This window comes from Deinococcus wulumuqiensis R12, assembly GCF_011067105.1.
Taxonomy (GTDB): domain Bacteria; phylum Deinococcota; class Deinococci; order Deinococcales; family Deinococcaceae; genus Deinococcus; species Deinococcus wulumuqiensis.
In genome coordinates this window covers 2,615,906-2,635,809 of the sequence record NZ_CP049357.1, presented here as the reverse complement: position 1 = coordinate 2,635,809, position 19,904 = coordinate 2,615,906, and the positions used below count along the sequence as shown (strand labels likewise).

Below are 19,904 nucleotides of genomic sequence, written 5' to 3'. Positions count from 1 at the left end.
CTCAGGTCAGGGAAGTGGGTCTGCGCCAGGTGCGCCGTGACACTTCTTGTACTTTTTACCGCTGCCACACGGGCAAGGTTCATTCGGGCGAATCTTGCGCCCTTCACGGCGAAGAGGTTCGAGTCCAGCCCTCCCCCCCTGGCCCAACAGCGCCGGATTGACATTGAACTGTTCCAGCAGCGCCGAGAACCCGTAGAACGTGTCCACATCCATAAGCATCAGTTGCAAGACCTGGGCCAACCCTTCCGGCTCCGCCTCGTCCAGCGAAGCCAGCGCCCCACGCTGAGTTTCCTGAAGTTCCTGCCACTCTGGGGTTTGCTGCCGCTCCTGTGGCATATCGGCAAAACTGAGCACCAGCATCATGCTTCTCAGGGCTTCTTCTCCGACCACCTGGGTTGTCATCGGTGAACTCAGCGCCCGCAAAGGCTCGGGGTTAAGCCGCAGGGTGAAGGCAAACCCGCGCAGCCACTCGACAAACAGCGCCTCCGTGCCCACCAATTCCGGGTCAACACTCGCATCAAACTGCTCCGAGTCACTTACATCCAGCCGCGCCCAGATGCTCGCCGCATACGCCCTGACCTCGGCCTGAAGTTCTGGCGGTTCCTGCTGCAATTCCAGCACTTCCAGCAACACTTCGGCGTCTGGGCACAGTGAAAAGACCAGGCCATACACCACGCCGTCCCAGTACGTCAGGCTGCGCCCATGCCGCGCCGCTACCTCTGTCAACGCCGCCACCCGTTCGGGCGGGCTATGGGGCGTAAAGTCCTTGAGCCTCTCCAGCTTGGCCTCAAGCCGTTCCTCTGACGTTTTTTGCTTCCTTGTCATTCCTGCACCCTAACCCGTATCCGCCCGGTCAGCAGTTCATCCATCAGCCCGCGCTTTTGCTCCTGCACTTTAGCCTTCAGCGCCTCCAGCGAAGCAATTTCGCCGTCAAGCGTGGAAAGGATAGAGGCAATGCCTTGCTGCTCGGGGAGAAGATTGGGGAGCTTAATCTTGATTTTTGAGAAGTGAGTGAATTTCAGATTCCATGTATCAGAGGTCAAACCTTGCGAATGCCGTTCAAAAATCCGAATCATACCCTCTGTTTTGAATAAGTGGGCCGCAAACTCTGCGTTTATGGTTCGGTTTGGAATACATATTGTGTAAGCGGGACTGACAATGCCTTCAAAGCTTGACAATGCGGATACGCCTTGCCCTCAGTAGGTGACAACTTCGGTTCGACGTTGTCCCAGACGGCAAAAACCAACAGTCAGCCCCATCAAGCTTGATGGGGCTGACTGTTCGCGGTCTTCTGAAGGTGTGAAGTCCACAGAATCCACTGTCCAGCAGGCTACCGTACTCACCCGGCACTTCAAAACGCACGCCAGTCACCTCCGCATCGACACGCTCCAGCGGCTCATCGATGTCCTCTTGGCGATGATTGCCGCGAGGAGCGTCAATCATCACGACCTGAGTGCCCATATGCCCGGTATCAGTACCCCACAGGCTAAAAAAAGGCGGGCAGACCGCACTTTCCGGGATGACCAGTTGGACATGGGCTTTTTCATCGCGCTGCTCGTCGTGCATCTCCCACCAGGGAAGGTTTTGCTGAGTCTGGACCGCACCAATTGGGAGCACGGGGAAACGCCCATCAACTTTCTGGTGCTTGGAGCCGTGGTTCACGGCTTCACCCTGCCTCTCATCTGGGTGCCTCTCGACCAGTCCGGGAACAGCCACACGTACGCCCGGATGTGGCTGGTGTTGAAGCTCCTTCGGGCCTTGCCAGCGAAACGCTGGCTGGGTCTGGTGGCCGATCGGGAGTTCATCGGCGCGGAATGGTTCCGCTTTCTTCGTCGGCATGGTATCCGAAGGGCAATTCGTATCCGACAGACCGACATGCTGGACGACATGAATGGGAAAGAATGGTTTGAGCATGTCCAGCACGGACATTTCCATGAGACTAGCGAAAAGGTGTTCGTGTTCGGCGAGTTGATGCGGGTGGTCGCGACGAGGTCACCCACAGGTGACCTCGTCATCATCGCCACGGATTTCAGCGCTCGGAAGACCTGGAAGCTCTACAAGCAGCGCTGGTCGATTGAGTGCACCTTCAGCAGCTTCAAGAAGCGAGGCTTCGACCTGGAGCGGACCGGAATAACGGAAAGGAGCCGTCTACAGCGACTCTTCGGCCTGGTGACACTGGCCTGGATGTTCTGTCTGCGCCTGGGGGTCTGGCTGAGCCAGACCTGGCCCATCCCCGTTCTGAAGCATGGTCGGAGAGCAGTCAGTCTGGTGCGGCACGGTGCTCAGCATCTCGTGGATGCCCTACGGTGGAAACCCGAACAGTTCATGGCGGTCCTAGAGGTGTTAATCCAGGCTTTTTGCCCGCCAGGAGCGGCTGAAAGTGAAGTTGTCACCTACTGAACGCCTTGCCACATTCGCATTGTGTTGTAACCAATGTCGCCAGGTGCAATGCGGAGATACTTGGACTTATCCTCGTTAGAAGTGTCTTTCCGATCAACTTCATCTCTTGGTATGAGTCCACGATCACGGGTGATAGAAAGCAAAGGTAGGTCGTAACGTCCGGATTCTCGACGCTCAGAGAATACTTCCCCCAGCTTCTTCTCTTCCCACTCCCCCTCAAACCCCTTCAATCTCTTTTTCCCCATCAGCAGCGCCTCGGCCAGCCCGCGCTTTTGCTGTCGCTTGGCGTCCAGCAGCCGCGCCAGGGTGGACAGTGAATCGTCCCAGGTGGAGAGGATGGCGGCAATTTTCCGCTGTTCGGGGAGGGGGGGGAGGAGGAGCGGAAAACTTGCAATTTGTCCGTTACTTATGTGCGGGACATGTCCACCAGTCGCAGATTCTCTTAGATACTGAGAGAATTCATCCGAGGATACAAGTTGCTTCAGATAAACCTGCGCTAACTCCGGCTTGCCTCTAAGCCGCGCAACTCGTTGAACAAGCAAGCACGGCAAGTCCGAATCTTGAACGCTAGCCCATTTCAATCCCGCCGTTACCCATGGCCTATCCATGGCGATAACGATGTCACCGGCGCTCAAATTAAATTTATCTGGCGCTTCGCTATTCCAATATTTGGCATCTTCCCAACGAAGGCCACCTTGAGCAATATTGTCGCCTCTTAGCAAAGGAATACCCGCATCTGAAAAATCACCGCTGCTGAAAGCCATTCCAGCCAGTAGGTCGATAACGTTACCGAGCGACTTCTCCCTCCACCCCTCCGGCACGCCCCCAACCCCGCCGGTCACAAGCTCAACTCCTGCAAATACTGGGCCATCTTCTGCCGCTGCTCCTGCCACTGGCGTTCCAGGGCTTCTATTTCGGTCTGTACGGCGCTCAGGTCTATGGCCTGCGCTTCCTCGGCGGTATCCACGTAGCGCGGAATGTTCAGGTTGTAATCGTTGGCGGCTATTTCGGACACGGGAACCACGCGGGCGTACTTGTCCACGTCATTTCGGGCGCGGTAAGTATCCACGATTTTCACGATGTCGGCTTCGCGCAGTTGGTTCTGGTTCTTTCCAGCGGCAAACTCGCGGCTGGCGTCGATGAACAGCACATCTTCACCTTGCTGCCCCTTGCGGAACACCAGCAGCGCAGCGGGAATACCCGTGCCGAAAAACAGGTTGGTCGGCAAGCCAATCACGGCGTCGAGCAGTCCTTCCTGAATGAGCTGGGCGCGGATTTTGCCTTCGGCGGCTCCACGAAAGAGAACCCCGTGCGGCACGACGACCACCATGCGGCTGCCCACTTCCGCGAGGCTGGCAAGCATGTGCGAGATGAAAGCGTAGTCCCCTTTGCCTTTGGGGGGAAGGCCGCGCTCGAAACGGCGGTGGCGGTCACTGCTCACATCGTCCGCGCCCCACTTGTCGAGGCTAAACGGCGGGTTGGCGACGACCACCTCGAACTTCATCAGCCTGTCGTCTTCCAGGTGCAACGGGTTGCGGATGGTGTCGCCCCATTCGATGCGGGCATCGTCCACGCCGTGCAGAAACATATTCATGCGGGCGAGGGCATAGGTAGAGCCGTTTTGCTCCTGGCCGTAAATGGCGAAATTGTTGCTGCCCTGCGCCTGCACGTTCTGGGCGCACTTGATGAGCAGCGAGCCGCTTCCGCAGGTGGGGTCGTAGATGCGCTCGCCCGGTTGCGGGGCGGCAAGGCGGGCCATCAGGTCGCTGACTTCGGCGGGGGTGTAGAACTCGCCCGCTTTCTTGCCTGCACCCGCCGCGAAACGGGAAATCAGGTACTCGTACGCATTCCCGATGATGTCGAGGTTCCCGATGCGGCTGGGGCGCAAATCCAGCTTGGGGTTGTTGAAGTCCTCCAGCAGATTCTTCAGGCGGACGTTGCGCTCTTTGGTCTGCCCCAGCGCCGCTTCACTGTTGAAGCTGATGTTGCGAAAGACGCCCGCGAGCTTGCCCTTGTTGGCGTCTTCGATGGCGAGCAGCGCCTGGTCGATGATTTCCCCCAAGTTGTCTGCGCCCCGCTGGGCGTAGAGGTCTTTGAAGAGGGTGCCCGGAGGCATCACGAAGCGGTCACGCTCCAGGCGGCGGCGAATGCGTTCCTCGTCGTCACCGTACTCCGCCTTGAGGGCATCGTAGTGATCCTGCCACACGTCGGAGATGTACTTCACGAACAGCATGGTCAGCAGGTAATTTTTGTACTCGCTGGGGTCTACCGTGCCGCGAAAGGTGTCGCAGGCCCGCCACAGGATGCCGTTGATTTCGGACTGGTCAATGAAAGGAGACATGAATGCTAACAATTATTCAGCAAACCGAGCGGGATTGCTTGGCCGGTGCTCGCTTCCGGTCAGGGGCACAGTAACCTGACGGTATGACAGCGTTTCCCCTGGACGAGAAATTCATTGAGGCTCTGCAACTGGCTCACGCTTGGCATCTGGGTCAGTACCGCAAAGTGGCTAAGAAGTGGAATCCCTGTCGAAGTCGTGTCGCGCAATTTGGGTCACGCCACGATCTCTATCACGCTGGACATCTACCGCCACGTCTTGGACAGTGAGCGCCGCTCACGGGTAGTGGACCTGTTTGCCTACGTTCCATCAATGCCGACAGGCACCGTTGCAGCGTTGAATTGAGCCCTACTACACTGCTACTACACTGGCAGAGTGCAAAAAGGACCATACCCAGCCGGGGTACAAGAAAAATCCCCGCACTAGGCGGGGAAATTTATGGCGGGCCCTGAAGGACTTGAACCCTCGACCTACGGTTTTGGAGACCGCCGCTCTACCAACTGAGCTAAGAACCCTGAGAAACCTCAGACCTGAAATCAGGCTCAAGTAGGGTAGCAGAGCGGCCCCCAGGGTGCAAGCCGGGGCAAAGGCAAGCAGGCAAAGCTGCTACCTTCCCCCCATGACTGCCGAGAACAGGCCGCCTGTCGGCGACAAACAGGACAAGGGCCGGGCCGTACAGGAGATGTTCGCTTCTATCGCGCCGCGCTACGACCTGCTCAACCGGGTGCTGAGCCTGGGTGTGGACCGGGGCTGGCGCCGGGTGGCGGCGGCCGAGGCGCTGGCCCACTCGCCCCGGCGCGTGCTGGACGTGGCGACGGGCACGGGCGACTTTGCCATCGAACTCAAGGAGCGCGGGCCACAGGCCGAAGTGGTCGGCTCCGACTTCGTGCCGCAGATGCTGGACATCGGGCGCGAAAAGGCGCGGGCGCGGCACCTGAACATCCGCTTCGAGGAAGGCGACGCGCTGCGGCTGCCCTACCCCGACGCCTCGTTCGACGCCGTGACCTGCGCCTTCGGGTTTCGCAACTTCGCCGACTACGCGCGCGGCCTGTCCGAGATGTGGCGGGTGCTGACCCCGGGCGGGCGGCTGGTGCTGCTGGAGTTTCCGCCACCCGCGCCGGGGCTGTTCGGCAGCGTGTTCCGGCTGTACTTCCAGTATGTCTTGCCGCGCATCGGGGCGCTGGTCAGCGGCAACGCGGGCGCCTACACCTACCTGCCCGAAAGCGTGCTGGCCTTTCCCGACCCCGAGCGGCTGGCGCAGATGATGCGGGCCACCGGCTTTCGCACCCGCTACCGCCCGCTGACCTTCGGCATTGCCGGAATGTGGGTGGGCGACAAACGGTAGGGGTCAGAGGGCAACCCCAAGGCAACTTTTTCTGCCCCCGGCGCGTAGGAGAGGCGAGGTATCCATGACCCCTTCCCCCGCTGCCCCCGCCAGAGTTCGGCCCCTTCCGGCCCTCGCCGCTTTCAGCCTGTTTGCCCTGCTCTCGCTGCTTTTCGGGCTGTCGCAAGTCGGCTGGCACCTGTCGAAGCTGCCGGGCTGGTTCTTTCTCGCGGCGCTGGTCGTGGGTGCGGTGGGCGTCCTCGGCGCCTGGCTGACCGGGCAGGACCACCCAGGCCGCCCCGTCTGGCAGCGGGCGGTGCTGCGCGGGCTGGGCTGGGCGATGCCGGTTGCTGGCCTCATCGCGGCGGGTGAGGTGCTGGACGGCAGCTGGAAACACCCGGTCTCCTTTGCTCTCGTCTGGAGCGTCATGGGCCTGGGCTACGGCTGGACCAGTCTCGCACTGGACAGGCCGGCGGCGGGCAGCGGGCGCCCGGAAACCAGGTGAACCGGGCGAAACGCCCTACGCCCCCATGCTAATCACGTTGCAGGTGCAGCGGCACAGCGAGGTGGTGCGGCCCCGTTCGTCCTTCAGTTCGATTTCCCAGACCATCAGCGAGCGGCCCCGGTAACTCAGGCGGGCCTCGGCGGTCACGAGGCCGTCGGTCAGGCCGCGCACGTGCGTGCCGCTGAGGTCCACACCCACCGCCACCTGCCGCTGCGGGTCGAGGTTGAGCCAGGAACCGACGCTGGCGAGTTCCTCGGCCAGGGCCAGGGCCGCGCCGCCGTGCAGCCGTCCGGCGGGCTGGCGGTTGCCCTCCACCGGCATGGTCGCCACCACCCGCTCACGCGCCACGCTGACGTAGCGGATCCCCAGGCGGGCGCCCAGCGTGCCCGGCAGGCCCTGACCCTGGGGACCGTTCATGCGGGCGGCGAGGGCCTCGGGGCTGAGCTGCTCGAAATCCTCGGGGGTCGGAAGCGCCAGATCGGGGTGCAGCGTCATGGGGCACATCCTACGAAATCGGGGCGCTCAGGGAAGGGCCGCATCCGTGTCCGGCACCGCGCAGGCCGCAAACGCCGCCTCGTATTCTTCGCGGTCCAGCCCGCGCCCGATCACGACGAGTTCGCTGTGGCCCAGTTCATCGTCCCAGGCGTCGGCGGTGAACAGGTCGCGCACCGCCTGAAACAGAAGCCGCTGCGGGTAGCCGTGCAGCGTCAGGAAGCCCTTGACCCGCAGCACCTCGGCGGGCCGGGCCAGCAGGTAAGAGGTCATGAAGCGCTGCCAGGCGTAGGGGTCCAGCGGACGGTCCATGCGCAGGGTAAAACTGCTCAGCCCCGGCGTGTGCTGCACGGCGCCCGCGTCCTCAAGCCTCCGGGGGTCGAAGTCGGCGCGGGCCAGCAACTTCTCGGCGTCCACCTGCCCCTGTTCCACGCGCACCACCTCGGCCAGCGGATTCAGCCCGCGCAGCACCCCTACGGCGTGGTCCAGCCGGGCTGGGTCGGCGGCGTCGGTCTTGTTGACGACCACCAGATTGGCGTAGGCGAGTTGCCGCGCCGCCTCGGGGTGGTCCTGCAAGGTCTGCATGACGTGCCGGGCGTCCACCACCGCCACGAGCGCGGTCAGGCGAAAGGCCGCCCGCACCGCCTGGTCCAGCAGCGTGGTCAGCACCGGGGTCGGGTCGGCCACCCCGCTGAGTTCCACGATCAGGGCGTCGGGTCGCTGCTCGCGCATGGAAATCTCGACCAGCGAGCGCAGCAGGTCGTCGCGTCCGGTGCAGCACAGGCAGCCGGCGGTCAGTTCGGTCACGTCGTCTTCCAGGCGCCCGGTCAGCGTGCCGTCCACCCCCGTTTGCCCGAATTCGTTGACGATGACGCCCAGGCGGTGGGGCAGCGAGCGAATCAGGTGGTTGACGAGGGTGGTCTTGCCCGCCCCCAGAAAGCCGCCCACGACGATGACAGGAATCTGCATGGCGTCAGGGTAGAGCGCGGCAGGAAAAAGCCACGTCCTAATACGGATTCCGCTTAATTCCTGCACAGTCGGGAAAGCGCCGCCTGTGCATCCATATCGCGGAATCCGTCTTTTTTCCTACTCGCATCCGCTCGGATTGAATCTGAAACTACCAGATTCAATCGGAATCCGTATAAGCCCTTCCGCCCAGCCTGGATAAGCGTTCTGGCGCAACAATCTCCTGACCCCGAGCACCTAAACTGAGGCATGAACACTGCCGCAGGCCGGAAGGAGGACTCCCGAATACCCCCGCGCGTCGCGCCGGACCTCAGCGCCCCGCGCGTGCTGGTGCTGAACGCGTCGTACGAGCCTTTGCAGGTGACCAGCATCAAGCGGGCCATCACCCTGTTGCAGTACGGCGTGGCCGAGGTGCTGGAGCAGAGCCGCGACGTGGTGCGCTCGCCCAGCACCGTGTTGCAGGTGCCCAGTGTCATCCGGCTGCGGCGGTACGTGCGCCGGCCCCGGATAGGCGCGGTGCCGTTCAACCGCCGCAACGTCCTGCGGCGCGACCACTTCACCTGCCAGTACTGCGGCAGCCACGACGACCTGACCCTCGACCACGTGCAGCCCCGGTCACGCGGCGGGCGCCACGGCTGGGACAACGTGGTCACCGCCTGCCGCCCCTGCAACCAGCGTAAGGGCAACCTGACCCCGGAAGAAGCCGGGATGCCGCTTCAGGTGCCCCCGCACGCGCCCACTTTCGGCGTCTACGCCCACGGCCAGTTCGCCCACTGGCAGCCGGAGTGGAGCGGGTACATCCGGGGCTGAGCAGCGGGGGGGGGGCCAGACGAGCCGTTTTGAACCCAAACTCCGCCCCCGCAAGGGAGACGGAGTTTTGCGCTCTGGCGATACGCTCACACCGTAATCTCTCCCAGGGCGTACACTGAGGCAGTGAACGGGACCGTGACGCATCAGCACCAGTTTCGGGCGTCCTCCCTGGGCCGGAGGCGCCCATGAGCGCCATCTATCAGCGGGCGCGGCCTATCCGCTGGGAAGATGTCGTGGGTCAGGAACACGTCAAGGACGTGCTGCGGACCGCGCTGGAGCAGGGGCGGGTGGGGCACGCCTACCTGTTTTCCGGGCCGCGCGGGGTGGGCAAGACGACCACCGCCCGCCTGATTGCCATGACCGCCAACTGCACCGGGCCTGCGCCGAAACCCTGCGGCGAGTGCGAAAGCTGCCTCGCGGTGCGGGCCGGGTCGCACCCCGACGTGCTGGAAATCGACGCGGCGAGCAACAACAGCGTGGACGACGTGCGCGACCTGCGCGAGAAAGTTTCCCTGGCGGCCATGCGCGGCGGCAAGAAGATCTACATCCTCGACGAAGCGCACATGATGAGCCGCGCCGCCTTCAACGCGCTGCTCAAGACGCTGGAGGAGCCGCCCGGCCACGTCATCTTCATCCTGGCGACCACCGAGCCGGAAAAAATCATCCCGACCATCCTCTCGCGCTGCCAGCACTACCGCTTTCGCCGCCTGACCCCGGAAGAAATCGCGGGCAAGCTGGCGGGCCTCGCCGCGCAGGAAGGCGCGAAGGCCGACCCCGACGCCCTGAGCCTGATCGGGCGGCTGGCCGACGGAGCCATGCGCGACGGCGAGAGCCTGCTCGAAAGGATGCTGGCGGCGGGCACGGCGGTCACCCGCCCGGCAGTGGAAGAGGCCCTGGGGCTGCCCCCCGGCGAGCGGGTGCGCGGCGTGGCCTCGGCGCTGCTCGTGGGAGACGCGGGCGCGGCCCTGAGCGGCGCGGCGCAGCTCTACCGGGACGGCTTCGCGGCCCGCACGGTGGTGGAGGGACTGGTGGCGGCGTTCGGCGCGGCCCTGCACGCCGAACTGGGCTTGGGCGAGGAAGGACGCCTGGAAGGGGCCGAGGTGCCCCGGCTGCTCAAGTTGCAAGCGGCGCTGGACGAGCAGGAAGCCCGCTTTGCCCGCAGCGCCGACCAGCAGAGTCTGGAACTGGCGCTGACCCACGCGCTGCTCGCGGCGGACGGGGGCAACGCGGCAGGCAGCCCGTCGGCTTCGGCCCCCGCCCAGGTGCCTGCCGACCTAATGCAGCGGCTAAACCGACTGGAAAAGGAACTGTCCACGCTGCGCAGTACCCCCCGGATGGCGGCGCCCGGCCCGGCAGCTCCCACCGAGGGGGGGCGCGGCCCGGCCCCGGTGCGGGAGGTCGTGCGGGAAGCGGCGGCCCCCATCGCTGCGGCGGCCCCCCTGCGCGGAAGTTGGGCCGATGTGCTGGCACAGACGAGCATGCAGATGCGGGCTTTCCTGAAACCGGCACGGATGCACGCGCAGGACGGGTATGTCAGCCTGACCTACGAGGACCGCAGCAGCTTCCATGCCAAGCAGGTCGCTGCCAAGTTCGACGAGCTGGCCGGGCAGGTGGAGCGCGTCTTCGGCGCTGTCACCTTCGAGCTGATTGCCCCCGACGGCCTGGGACGCCGACGCGAAGCGAAGCAGGGCGCAGCCGGGGCAGCCGACGCGCCTGCCCCGGCTGCCGTTGCGACCCCGGCCCACGCCGCGCCCGCCGCCCTTTCCAACGTAGACGACCTTCCCAATCCGGCTGGCTTACCCGACCCGGCTGGCCTTCCCGACTTCGACCCCACGCCGCGCCGCAGCCGCCGGGGACCGGACTTCGAGCCGGTGGAGGCGTCACGGGCCGAAGCGCCGCCTGTCGCCGCAGCCCCCGCGCAGACCTCCAGCACTCCGCCGCCCAGCTCGCCACCCCCGAATCTGCCGCCGCGCCCCCCGGCCCGGCCCACCGGAACGCGCCCGGCGCCTGCCGCCCCGCAACCCGAGATCCGCCTGCCCGACCCGCCCAGCCCCGATGACGTGGCCCCCGCACCGCTGCCCACCGCCGAGGCCGCGCCCTGGCAGGACGAGCACGCCGCCGAGCCGCCTCCCGCCCCCGCCGACGCGCAGGGGGGGGACCGGGTGACGCCGCCGGGCCAGAGCCGCGAACTGTACCTGGGGGAAATCATCACCGAGGAACCCGACTGGGACAGCTTCGGCGCCCCGGTGCTGGACGACGTGGCCGCCAGCGGGGGCCTGCTGGACGACGCCCCCTTTGCCGAGTACAGCGCCCCGCGTCCGGCCCCCAAACCCGCGCCGCGCGAAACGGCCCCGGCCCGACCTGCCGCGCCTGCCCGCCCGGGCGACATCCGCGCCCACCCGATGTTCGAGGACATCAAGGGCCGCTTCTCGGGCCGGGTGCGTGAAATCGGAAAAAACCGCCGCACTCAGGCCGCGAGCAGCGTGGGAGGCGCCGATGCCGACCCTGCCGACACGGACGCCGCCGAGGGCGAACCCGGCGCCGAAGCGTAGTACCGGCTGACCCCGTTCCTTCGGGCGGATTTCTTCTCCCCTGCCGGGGACCTTGACCGGAGTCGGTGTCAGCCGCCCCGTCTCCGGCCTTCCCATCTCTCCGTCAGCCGCCTGCGCTAGCCTGCCGCCTGAGCTATGCCTGTTCCCTGTCCACGCCGCCTGTGGTTGTCCCTGCTCCTCGCCCTGGCGCTGCCGGTGCAGGCCCAGGAGACGGCCCCCCCACCCACGTCTCCCCCACCCGCCAGCGAACCGGTGCCCCCGGTGGTCCCGCCTGCCGACGGTGTGCCTGCCGGACCGCCCCCCACCGAGCCGCTGCCTGCGGCCCCCCAGACTCCGGCTCAGGCTCCAGCCCCAGCCACGCCCGAGCTTCCCAGTCTCACGCCCGGGCCGCCTGCCGCCGACCGCCCGGTGCTGGTGGAGGTGCCCGCCGGACCGCCCGGCAGCAGCCTGCGCGGGCTGTGGGTGGACGCCTTCGGCCCCGGCCTCAAGACGCGGGCGCAGGTGCAGCAACTCGTGAACGATGCCGCCGCGCTGGGCGTCAACACCCTGTTCGTGCAGGCGATTCGGCGCGGCGACTGCCTGTGCATGAAAAGCGGGCTGCCGCTGATTACCGACAAGGCGCTGGAAAAGAACTTCGACCCCCTTGCCATCGTCACGCGGCTGGCGCACGAGCGCGGCCTCAAGGTCATCGCGTGGGCGAGCGTGACCGGCATCGCCAACGCCGCCGTCCCGAGCACCGCGCCGGGGCACGTGATGAAAACGCACGGCCCGAACAGCGGGGCGCAGTCCTGGCTGGCCCGCCGCCCCGACGGCACGTGGCTGGAAGGCAAGGACGGCTGGCTGGACGCCGGGATTCCCGACGCCGCCGAGTTCATGACCCAGAGCGTGGTCAATCTGGTGCGAAATTACCCGGTGGACGGCATTCAGCTCGACCGCATCCGCTACCCCGACGGCGGCGACTGGGGCTACGATCCCAAGACGCTCGCCCGTTACCGCGCCGAAACCGGAGCGAGCGGCACCCCGGCGGCGAGCGACCCGCGCTGGCAGGCCTGGAAACGGGAGCAGGTCACCGCGCTGGTGCGCCGCATCGCGCTGGAGGTCAAGGCGGTGCGCCCCGACGCCTGGCTGAGTGCCGCCACCATCACCTACGGAGCGCCGCCCGCGCCCGGCGACCTCGCCGCCTTCGGGCGCTCGCGCACCGTGACCGACGTGATGCAGAACTGGCCGCAGTGGGTGCAAGACGGCCTGATCGAACTCAACGTGCCCATGAACTACAAGCGCGACGGCGTGGCCGAGCAGGGTGCGTGGTTCAATGGCTGGAACGCCTTTGCCGACAGCGTGCGCGTGCGCGCCGACGGGCAGCCGAGCGCCCTGGCGGTGGGGACGGCGCTGTACCTCAACTCGCCGCAGGTCAGCGCGGCGCAGGCCGGGCGCAGCGTGGCGGGCGGCCTGGGGTGGGTGGGGTACTCCTACCGCACCCCCACCCTGAACGTTTATGAAGGCAAGGAAGGCATGGCGCAGGGCCTGAAAGCCGTGGGCAGCGCCCTGAGCACCCGCCCCGGGGTCTTGCCCCCCGCGCTGCGCTGGCAGGACGCCGCCCCGAGCAGCCGGGGGCTGATGGGCCGCGTCCGGGGCGCCGCCGTGCTGGGCAGTCGCCCGGTGGAAGCGTGGCAGGGCGGCGTGCGCGTCGCGCAGTCGTTGACCGACGGCAACGGCTACTACGGCTTTCTGACCCTTCCGGCAGGCAAAACCGAAATCCGGGTGGGCGGCCAGCGCTGGACCGACACCGTGCCCGAGCGCGGTGTGGTCCGCCTGCCTGACCTCGTGCTGCGCGACCTGAAACCGGCCACGGGCAAACCCGTCCCCGGCAAACCATCCACCCCCAAGCCGGAGCCAGGCAAGCCCACGAACGCGGGAAAACGCTGAACCTGAAAGAGGCTCACGCGGGCGCGGGGCACCTACCTGCCCAGCAAGGCTCCGCCCACCAGCGCCGCCCCCAGGACCACCGCCCAGGCCGGAACTTTGCCCGCCGTCAGCACGGCGTAGGCGAGCAGCGCCAGCGCCAGGTCACGCGGGCCATGCACCGCCGCCGTGAACACCGGGTCGTACAGCGCGGCGAGCAGCAGCCCGACCACCCCGGCGTTCAGCCCGCCCAGGGCGCGGCGGGTGCCCGGCCAGCGCGACAGTTCGGCCCACAGCGGCAGGGCGCCGAGCATCAGCAGCAAGCCCGGCACAAAAATGAACACCGTGCCCAGCACCGCTCCCAGCAGCGGCGAAAAAACGGTCTGCGCCGCCCCGAGGTAACTGGCGAAGGTAAAGAGCGGCCCCGGCACCGCGTTGGCAGCACCGTACCCCGCCAGGAACTGCCCGGCGCTCAGGAAGCCCGGCACCAGCCCCGCTTCCAGCAGCGGCAGCACCACATGGCCGCCCCCGAACACCAGCGCCCCGGCGCGGTACACATGGTCGGCGAACGCCCAGGCGGGCGAGAGCGGCGCCAGCAGCGGCAGCACGACCAGTCCGGCAAGCGCCAGCCCGACCAGTCCCAGCCCGGTTCGTCCCCCTCCACTTCGGCGCGGGGGGCGCAGCGCCCCGTCGCCCCCCGCGCCTGCCGCTGCCGGAAGCCAGCGCCAGCCGACCAGGGCGCACAGCAGCAGCGCGAGAAGCTGCGCCCACGCCCCCGGCCACAGCAGCAGCCCCGCCGCCGTGCCCAGCGCCAGCCCGGTCCGCAGTCGCCCGGCGGCGCCCTCGCCCGCCACCAGCGTCCCCCACATGCCCGCCACCGCCTGCGCGACCACCGCCACCGCCGCCAGCTTCAGGCCGGTGACCCAGCCCGCGCCGCTCAGGTCCCCGGCCCGGCCCGCCAGCAGCGCGAAAGCCGCCAGCAGCAGCGCACTCGGCAGGGTAAACGCCGCCCACGCCGCCAGCGCTCCCCGCGCCCCGGCCAGCAGGTAGCCCACCGCGAAGCCGACCTGACTGCTCGCCGGACCCGGCAAAAACTGCGCCAGCGCCACCACGTCGGCGTACTCGGCGTCACTCAGCCAGCGGCGGCGACGCACGAACTCCTCGCGGAAAAACCCCAGGTGCGCCACCGGCCCCCCGAACGAGGTCAGCCCCAGCCGCAAAAAGGCGGCAAAGACGGCGCGGGCCGAAACGGGCGGCGAAGAAGCACTCATACGGGTCTGGACTTTACTCCGCACATCCGGGAAAAGCACCCGAATGTGCTCTGCTTCGCAGCTTTGCAAGTCCGCGTCGCCCAGACCCGTATTTTCTCTTGCTCACTCCGTTCGGAAAAATAGTTTGCGCATGCTAAGTACCTCGAAGTTAATCTTTAGATTAACCGAGCGAAGCGAGTACCCGAAAAAAGTACGTCGAACCGGAAATGAAGCGTTTTCGGTTCTGTTCCGAAAATGCGAAATGTTAGGTTCGATGTACTTAATACGGATTCCGCTTAATTCCTGCACAGTCGGGAAAGCGCCGCCTGTGCATCCATATCGCAGAATCCGTATTTTTTCCTACTCGCATCCGCTCGGATTGAATCTGAAACTACCAGATTCAATCGGAATCCGTATAACTATTTTTCAGAGCGGTATCACGCCCCCAGGCTAGCGGGCCACAGTCAGCCGGGTGCTTTCGGTGCTGGCTCTCCCGCCGACCCCGAACATCAACTTTTGCTCAGCGGCGGGGAGGGCTGAGTCAAGGGGGCGTCAGCTTGGGCCGCTAAGCTGCCCGTGATGACCGTGCGTGGCCTCCGCGCCCGACGACGCCTGACCCTGTGGCCGCGCTTGCTTTCTCTTCCCTGCTGGAGGGACCCGGTTTCCTTCAGCGCCGACACGACTGGATACACTGACCATGATGAAACGCACCTCACTCGCTCTGCTTGCTCTCCTGGCCCTCGCCGCTCCGGCGCAGGCCCTGAAGCTGATCGTGTGGGACCCGGATTTCAAGAACAAGGTGGCCTACGGCGAGAGCATCGCCGGGCGATTTACCGTCAAGTACGACAAGGACTACACCGGCCCCGTGGTGGCGCTGTTTTCCCAGACCGACGACGAGAAGGCAAAAGGCACCTACGCGGGTCTGCGCGGCAGCTACGAGGGCGCCCTGCGCGGCGGGCAGCTCCTGCTCAACGTGGACGGCGCCGCCGTGGGTGCAGCGACCACGAACCGCAGCGCGCCGAGCAACACGGCCCGGCCTCTGCTCCCGCTGAACAAGGTGTTGCAGCCCTACAAGCTGAATGTCAACGTGCAGCCCACCAGCCTGATTGCCCCACCCGTAAGCAGCGTGCTGGCGCTGGGCCGCTGAGCGCCGCACCGGGGCGGGCTTGAGCTGGCCGAAAGGAAACGGGCGTCACATTGCCTGGCACGCTAGGCTGAGCCTCTCATTTCCGCCCCCTCCCCCTTCGCCCTTCAAGGAGACCTCATGCTCGCGCAAATCCTGATCGTGGAAGACGATCCCCACCTCGGGCCGCTGCTCCGGGACTACCTCGCCGCCGACTACCAGGTGCACCACGCCGCCACCCTCCGTGACGCTCAGGCGTGGCTGGGCACGCACTCGCCGCAACTGGTGCTGCTCGACCTGAACCTTCCCGACGGCGACGGCCTGGACCTCGTGCAGGCGCTGCGGCAGTATTCCAGCACGCCCGTGCTGGTGCTCTCCGCCCGCACCGGGGTGCAGGAACGGGTCGCGGGCCTGAACGCCGGGGCCGACGACTACCTCACCAAGCCGTTCGCCATGCCCGAACTCGACGCCCGCATCACCGCGCTGCTGCGCCGCACCGCCGCCGGAACGGGCGTGAACCTCGGCAACACGGCACTGTCCACTTCCAGCCTGCTGATGACGGTGGGCGACAGGAACGTCAACCTCACCGAGCACGAGGCCCGCATTCTGGAACTGATGATGCGCACGCCCGAGCGGGTGTTTTCGCGCGCCGACATCGAGTCGCACCTCTACGGCTGGGAAACGCCCAACTCCAACAGTGTGGAAGTCCGCATCTCGCAGCTTCGCAAAAAGCTCGAACAGGCCGGCAGCGACCTGCGGATTCGGACCATCCGCAACGTGGGCTACGTTCTGCAGCACTAACCCGCCGTGCCGCATTCGCCGTCCTCGCTCGCCTCGCGCCTGACCCCCGGCGCGGGGCTGCATTCGGCCCGGGTGGCATGGCGCCACAGCCTGCGCTTCCGGCTGGCGCTGATGTACACCCTCAGCGCCCTGGTCATGACCGCCGTCATCGGGCTGGGCATCACCAGTTACCTGCTGGGGCAGATGAACCGGCAGTTCGACGCCCGGCTGGGCGAGCGGGCCGACGCGGTGGCCGAGCGCTTCGTGAGCAAGACCAGCGACATCGGACAGGGTCTGCCGCCCATCAGCGGCTACACCGCCATCCTCGACGAAGACGGTCGGGTGCTGGGGGTCAGCAGTTCGCTCAAGACCGACACCCGCCAGCCGTTCAGGTTCGGCGACGCTTTTCCCTACCCGCGTCAGGGCCAGTTCGACGTGCTGGACGTGCCGATGCGGGCGACCACCCGCGCCGCGCCCGACTACGGCACCGTGTGGGTGGCGCTGCCCGAAACCGACCTCGTGGTGGCCCGCACCAGCGCGACGCGGGCGCTGCTGCTCTCGCTGCTGGTCGCGCCGCTGCTGCTGCTGCTGCTCGGCTGGCTGGTGGGTCAGCGGATGCTCGCCGGACTGGGCGAGGCCGCCGACCTCGCCGACCGCATCGACCCCAGCCGCAGCCTCGCCACCTTGCCCCTGCCCGCCCGCGAAGACGAGGTGCACCGCCTGCTCGCCGCCATCAACCGCCTGCTGGTCCGGATCGAGGCAGGGCAACTGCGCGAAAAGCAGCTGCTCGGGCAGATCGTCCACGAACTCGGGGCGCCGCTCACGGTGCTCAAGGCCACGCTGGGCCGCGCAGGGGAACGCACCGGCGACCCCGAGGTGCAACGGGCCGCGCTGGTGGCCGACGAACTGACCTTCACCACCCAGGACCTGATGCAGCTCGCGCGCGGGCAACTGGAAATGAAGCTGGTGTGGCATTACATCTCCGCCCGGACGCTTCAGGACCGGCTCGACCGCCTGGTGCCCGGCGTCGCTTTCGGCGGCGACTGGAGCGGCGGCATCCTCTGTGACCCCGACCGGCTGACACAGGCCCTGCGCAACCTGCTCGCCAACGCCCGCAGACACGCAGGACTGGACGGGCAGGTGAGCTGCACGCTGATCGAGACCCCCGAGTGGCTCACCTTCACCGTGCGCGATTCCGGCCCCGGCCTGCCGCCCGAACTCGGCGAGCGCATCTTCGACCCTTTCGTGAGCGGCGCGGGCAGCAGCGGCCTGGGCCTGAGCGTCTCGCGCCAGATTGCGGCGATGCACGGCGGCACCCTGACCGGCGGCAACCATCTGAACGCCGAGGGCCGCGTCGCTGGCGCCGAATTCGTCCTGACAGTGCCAGGGGCGGCGCTGGGCGAGGACGAAGAGGTGCTGGAGGAAGACACCGGGGCTTGAGGGATAAAGGAAGAAGGGAGCAGAGGCCGACGCTTCCGCTCCCCCTTCCGCGTGTCTGCGCTCAGTCCACGATCATCGGAATCAGGACCGGGTTGCGGCCCGTCGCCTTGCGGGTAAAGCGGCGAACGGCACCGTACATGTCGTCGCGCACGTCCTCCAGACGCTTTTTCTCGCGCATTCCCTGCTCGACGGCTTCGAGGGCCACCCGGCGGATTTGCAGTTCGAGGTCGCGGTTGGGGCGGGCAAAGCCGCGTGCCACGACTTCCACATGCGGGGTGGGGTGCAGCACGGCGGTCAGAATCAGCAGCCCTTCCTGGCTGAGGTTGACGCGGTCGAGCAGCACTTCGTCGTTCACGTCGCCCACACCCAGGCCGTCCACGTAGACCGCGCCCGCCGCCACCGTGCCCGACACCCGGAACTCGTCGGGGCCGAGGTTGACGATGTCGCCGTTCTTGGCGATCAGGGTCCGCTTGGGGGGGCGGGGGAGCGTCTGCGCGAGCTTGGCGTGGTTGATCTGGTGCCTCGGCTCGCCGTGCCAGGGCAGGAAAAACTTGGGCCGGGTCAGGTTGAGGATGGTCGCCAGCTCCTCCTGCGAGGCGTGGCCCGAAGCGTGCACGCGGTAGGTGGGCGGGTAAATCACGTCCACGCCGATTTCGTACAGGCGGTTGACGATCAGGTTCACCGCGTCCTCGTTGCCGGGAATCGGGTTGCTGGACAGAATCACCGTGTCGCCCCGGCGCAGCGCGATTTTGGCGTGGGTGCCGAACGCGAGGCGGCCCAGCACCGCCATCGGCTGACCCTGTGACCCCGTGCAGACGAAGAGAACTTGCTGGTCTTGCAGTTCGCCCACCTCGTCACTCGTCAGGAAGGGGTCGGGCGGGTTCATGTGCCCGGTGGCCTGCGCCGCCTGCGCGTACTTGACCATTGAGCGGCCTTCCATGACCACCCGGCGGCCCTGGCGGTGGGCGATGTCGAGGATGTTCTGGATGCGGTAGACCTGAGAGGCGAAGGTGGTCAGGAACACCCGGCCCCGGCAGCCCTTGATGATCTCTTCGAGGTTCTCGGCGATGACCGCTTCGCTGGGCGTGTGACCGGGGCGCTCGGCGTTGGTCGAGTCGGAAATGAGCAGCAGCACGCCTTCCTTACCGGCCCGTTCCACGCGCTCCAGGTCGCTGACGATGCCCGCGCCCGTGCCCACGTCGGGGTCGAGCTTGAAGTCGCCCGTGTGCAGCACGTCGCCCACCGGGGTTTTCAGGATGTACCCGGCGTTGTCGGGAATCGAGTGGGTCATGCAGAAGAACTCGGCCACGAAGCTCTGCCCGAAGCGCACCTCGTCGCCGTAGGTCACTTCGCGCAGGTCGATGTCGTTCAGGCCGAACTCGCTCATCTTTTCGCGCACCAGGGCGAGGGTCAGCGGCAGGCCGTAGACCGGCACGCGGGGCAGGCGGGCGAAGATATAAGGCAGGCCGCCGATGTGGTCCTCGTGGCCGTGGGTCAGAATCCAGCCCTTGATTTTGTCCTGGTGCTCCAGCAGGTAGTCGATGCGCGGCACGATCAGGTCGATGCCCATCTGGTGGGCCTTGGGGAAGGCGAGGCCGCCGTCCACCACCACGATTTCGTCGCCGTAGCGGAACACGGTGATGTTCTTGCCGATTTCGCCCATGCCGCCGAGCGGAATCACTTCGAGGGTGGGGGCGGGCACCGAATCGGCCACGTCGGGCCGGGGTTGATTTGGTCTGGTCATGGAAACTCCGGAAGGTAGAGAGGAAGGCACGGGGCAGGTCCGTCCGGCGGGGTCCGGCAAGAGGCGGCGGCAAAGGGGCCGCCCACCCACAGAAACGCACAGGCGGAAAACGGTTGTGTCGCCCGGCGAAGCCGGCAGATGACCGGACGCTTCCGAAAGCGGGTGCTTCCGAACAAAGGACACGGCACCGACCCGGCGGGCGGAAGTGTCCTCACGGTAGCACAGCCCCCCCGCCCCCTTCCGACGCTTTTCACATGAAGCGCGGCTAAACCCGGCCC

General features: G+C 66.5%; 17 protein-coding genes and 1 tRNA gene. 9 read left to right on the top strand and 9 right to left on the bottom strand.

Annotated elements, in window-relative coordinates; translation table 11 throughout:
- Window positions 1-6 precede the first annotated feature (6 nt).
- Together G6R31_RS12770 and G6R31_RS12765 are read right to left on the bottom strand one after the other, a co-directional pair.
- On the bottom strand, window positions 7-825 hold the full coding sequence (locus G6R31_RS12770) for a YecA family protein (protein WP_017871961.1): 819 nt from the start codon (window positions 823-825) through the stop codon (window positions 7-9).
- Window positions 822-1,178, bottom strand: a complete 357-nt coding sequence (locus tag G6R31_RS12765) for a restriction endonuclease subunit S (RefSeq protein ID WP_081608351.1) — start codon at window positions 1,176-1,178, stop codon at window positions 822-824. The genes G6R31_RS12770 and G6R31_RS12765 overlap by 4 nt, the downstream gene beginning before the upstream one ends.
- Before the next feature lie 238 nt (window positions 1,179-1,416).
- On the opposite strand from G6R31_RS12765, the gene G6R31_RS12760 reads away from it, so the two are divergent.
- Complete coding sequence (locus G6R31_RS12760) at window positions 1,417-2,400, top strand: IS4 family transposase (protein ID WP_025567528.1); 984 nt, start codon at window positions 1,417-1,419, stop codon at window positions 2,398-2,400.
- On the opposite strand, the gene G6R31_RS12755 is transcribed toward G6R31_RS12760, so the two are convergent.
- The 3 genes from G6R31_RS12755 to G6R31_RS12745 form a co-directional block, all read right to left on the bottom strand.
- A complete protein-coding gene (locus tag G6R31_RS12755) occupies window positions 2,394-3,242 on the bottom strand; it encodes a restriction endonuclease subunit S (protein WP_017871785.1) in 849 nt (282 codons plus the stop codon). The two genes, G6R31_RS12760 and G6R31_RS12755, sit on opposite strands and share 7 nt — an antisense overlap.
- A complete protein-coding gene (locus tag G6R31_RS12750) occupies window positions 3,239-4,741 on the bottom strand; it encodes a type I restriction-modification system subunit M (RefSeq protein WP_017871784.1) in 1,503 nt (500 codons plus the stop codon). The genes G6R31_RS12755 and G6R31_RS12750 overlap by 4 nt, the downstream gene beginning before the upstream one ends.
- Before the next feature lie 436 nt (window positions 4,742-5,177).
- Window positions 5,178-5,253, bottom strand: a tRNA-Trp gene (locus tag G6R31_RS12745).
- A 104-nt stretch (window positions 5,254-5,357) separates the two neighbouring features.
- Between G6R31_RS12745 and ubiE the strand changes: the two genes are divergently transcribed.
- Entirely contained in the window at window positions 5,358-6,083 is a 726-nt protein-coding gene (gene ubiE, locus G6R31_RS12740) for a bifunctional demethylmenaquinone methyltransferase/2-methoxy-6-polyprenyl-1,4-benzoquinol methylase UbiE (RefSeq protein WP_017871783.1), read from the top strand.
- Between the two features lie 64 nt (window positions 6,084-6,147).
- Window positions 6,148-6,567 (top strand): hypothetical protein, encoded by a 420-nt coding sequence (locus G6R31_RS12735; RefSeq protein ID WP_017871782.1) that lies wholly within the window; start codon window positions 6,148-6,150, stop codon window positions 6,565-6,567.
- 15 nt (window positions 6,568-6,582) lie between these two features.
- Here G6R31_RS12735 and G6R31_RS12730 read toward each other — a convergent pair whose 3' ends face one another.
- Both G6R31_RS12730 and G6R31_RS12725 read right to left on the bottom strand, forming a co-directional pair.
- Entirely contained in the window at window positions 6,583-7,062 is a 480-nt protein-coding gene (locus G6R31_RS12730; protein WP_017871781.1) for a hotdog fold thioesterase, read from the bottom strand.
- A gap of 27 nt (window positions 7,063-7,089) precedes the next feature.
- The gene (locus G6R31_RS12725) at window positions 7,090-8,028 is read right to left on the bottom strand and encodes a CobW family GTP-binding protein (RefSeq protein WP_017871780.1); all 939 of its coding nucleotides are present in this window, start codon (window positions 8,026-8,028) and stop codon (window positions 7,090-7,092) included.
- A 246-nt stretch (window positions 8,029-8,274) separates the two neighbouring features.
- Here G6R31_RS12725 and G6R31_RS12720 point away from each other — a divergent pair, with 246 nt between their 5' ends.
- The 3 genes from G6R31_RS12720 (at window position 8,275) to G6R31_RS12710 (ending at window position 13,313) form a co-directional block, all read left to right on the top strand.
- The gene (locus G6R31_RS12720; RefSeq protein WP_017871779.1) at window positions 8,275-8,835 is read left to right on the top strand and encodes an HNH endonuclease; all 561 of its coding nucleotides are present in this window, start codon (window positions 8,275-8,277) and stop codon (window positions 8,833-8,835) included.
- Between the two features lie 185 nt (window positions 8,836-9,020).
- Window positions 9,021-11,387, top strand: a complete 2,367-nt coding sequence (gene dnaX, locus G6R31_RS12715; RefSeq protein ID WP_017871778.1) for a DNA polymerase III subunit gamma/tau — start codon at window positions 9,021-9,023, stop codon at window positions 11,385-11,387.
- Between the two features lie 135 nt (window positions 11,388-11,522).
- Window positions 11,523-13,313: a glycoside hydrolase family 10-like protein gene (locus G6R31_RS12710; RefSeq protein ID WP_152524824.1), complete on the top strand. Its 1,791-nt coding sequence runs from the start codon at window positions 11,523-11,525 to the stop codon at window positions 13,311-13,313.
- A gap of 32 nt (window positions 13,314-13,345) precedes the next feature.
- Here the strand turns inward: G6R31_RS12710 and chrA are convergent, their stop codons facing one another.
- Window positions 13,346-14,560, bottom strand: coding sequence for a chromate efflux transporter (gene chrA, locus G6R31_RS12705; protein WP_017871776.1), 1,215 nt, complete (start codon window positions 14,558-14,560; stop codon window positions 13,346-13,348).
- A 679-nt stretch (window positions 14,561-15,239) separates the two neighbouring features.
- On the opposite strand from chrA, the gene G6R31_RS12700 reads away from it, so the two are divergent.
- The 3 genes from G6R31_RS12700 (at window position 15,240) to G6R31_RS12690 (ending at window position 17,882) form a co-directional block, all read left to right on the top strand.
- The gene (locus G6R31_RS12700; RefSeq protein ID WP_017870292.1) at window positions 15,240-15,686 is read left to right on the top strand and encodes a hypothetical protein; all 447 of its coding nucleotides are present in this window, start codon (window positions 15,240-15,242) and stop codon (window positions 15,684-15,686) included.
- 117 nt (window positions 15,687-15,803) lie between these two features.
- Window positions 15,804-16,463 (top strand): response regulator transcription factor, encoded by a 660-nt coding sequence (locus G6R31_RS12695; protein WP_017870291.1) that lies wholly within the window; start codon window positions 15,804-15,806, stop codon window positions 16,461-16,463.
- Window positions 16,464-16,469: 6 nt separating this feature from the next.
- A complete protein-coding gene (locus G6R31_RS12690; protein ID WP_017870290.1) occupies window positions 16,470-17,882 on the top strand; it encodes a sensor histidine kinase in 1,413 nt (470 codons plus the stop codon).
- A 61-nt stretch (window positions 17,883-17,943) separates the two neighbouring features.
- Here the strand turns inward: G6R31_RS12690 and G6R31_RS12685 are convergent, their stop codons facing one another.
- A complete protein-coding gene (locus G6R31_RS12685; protein ID WP_051056480.1) occupies window positions 17,944-19,626 on the bottom strand; it encodes a ribonuclease J in 1,683 nt (560 codons plus the stop codon).
- Window positions 19,627-19,904 lie beyond the last annotated feature (278 nt).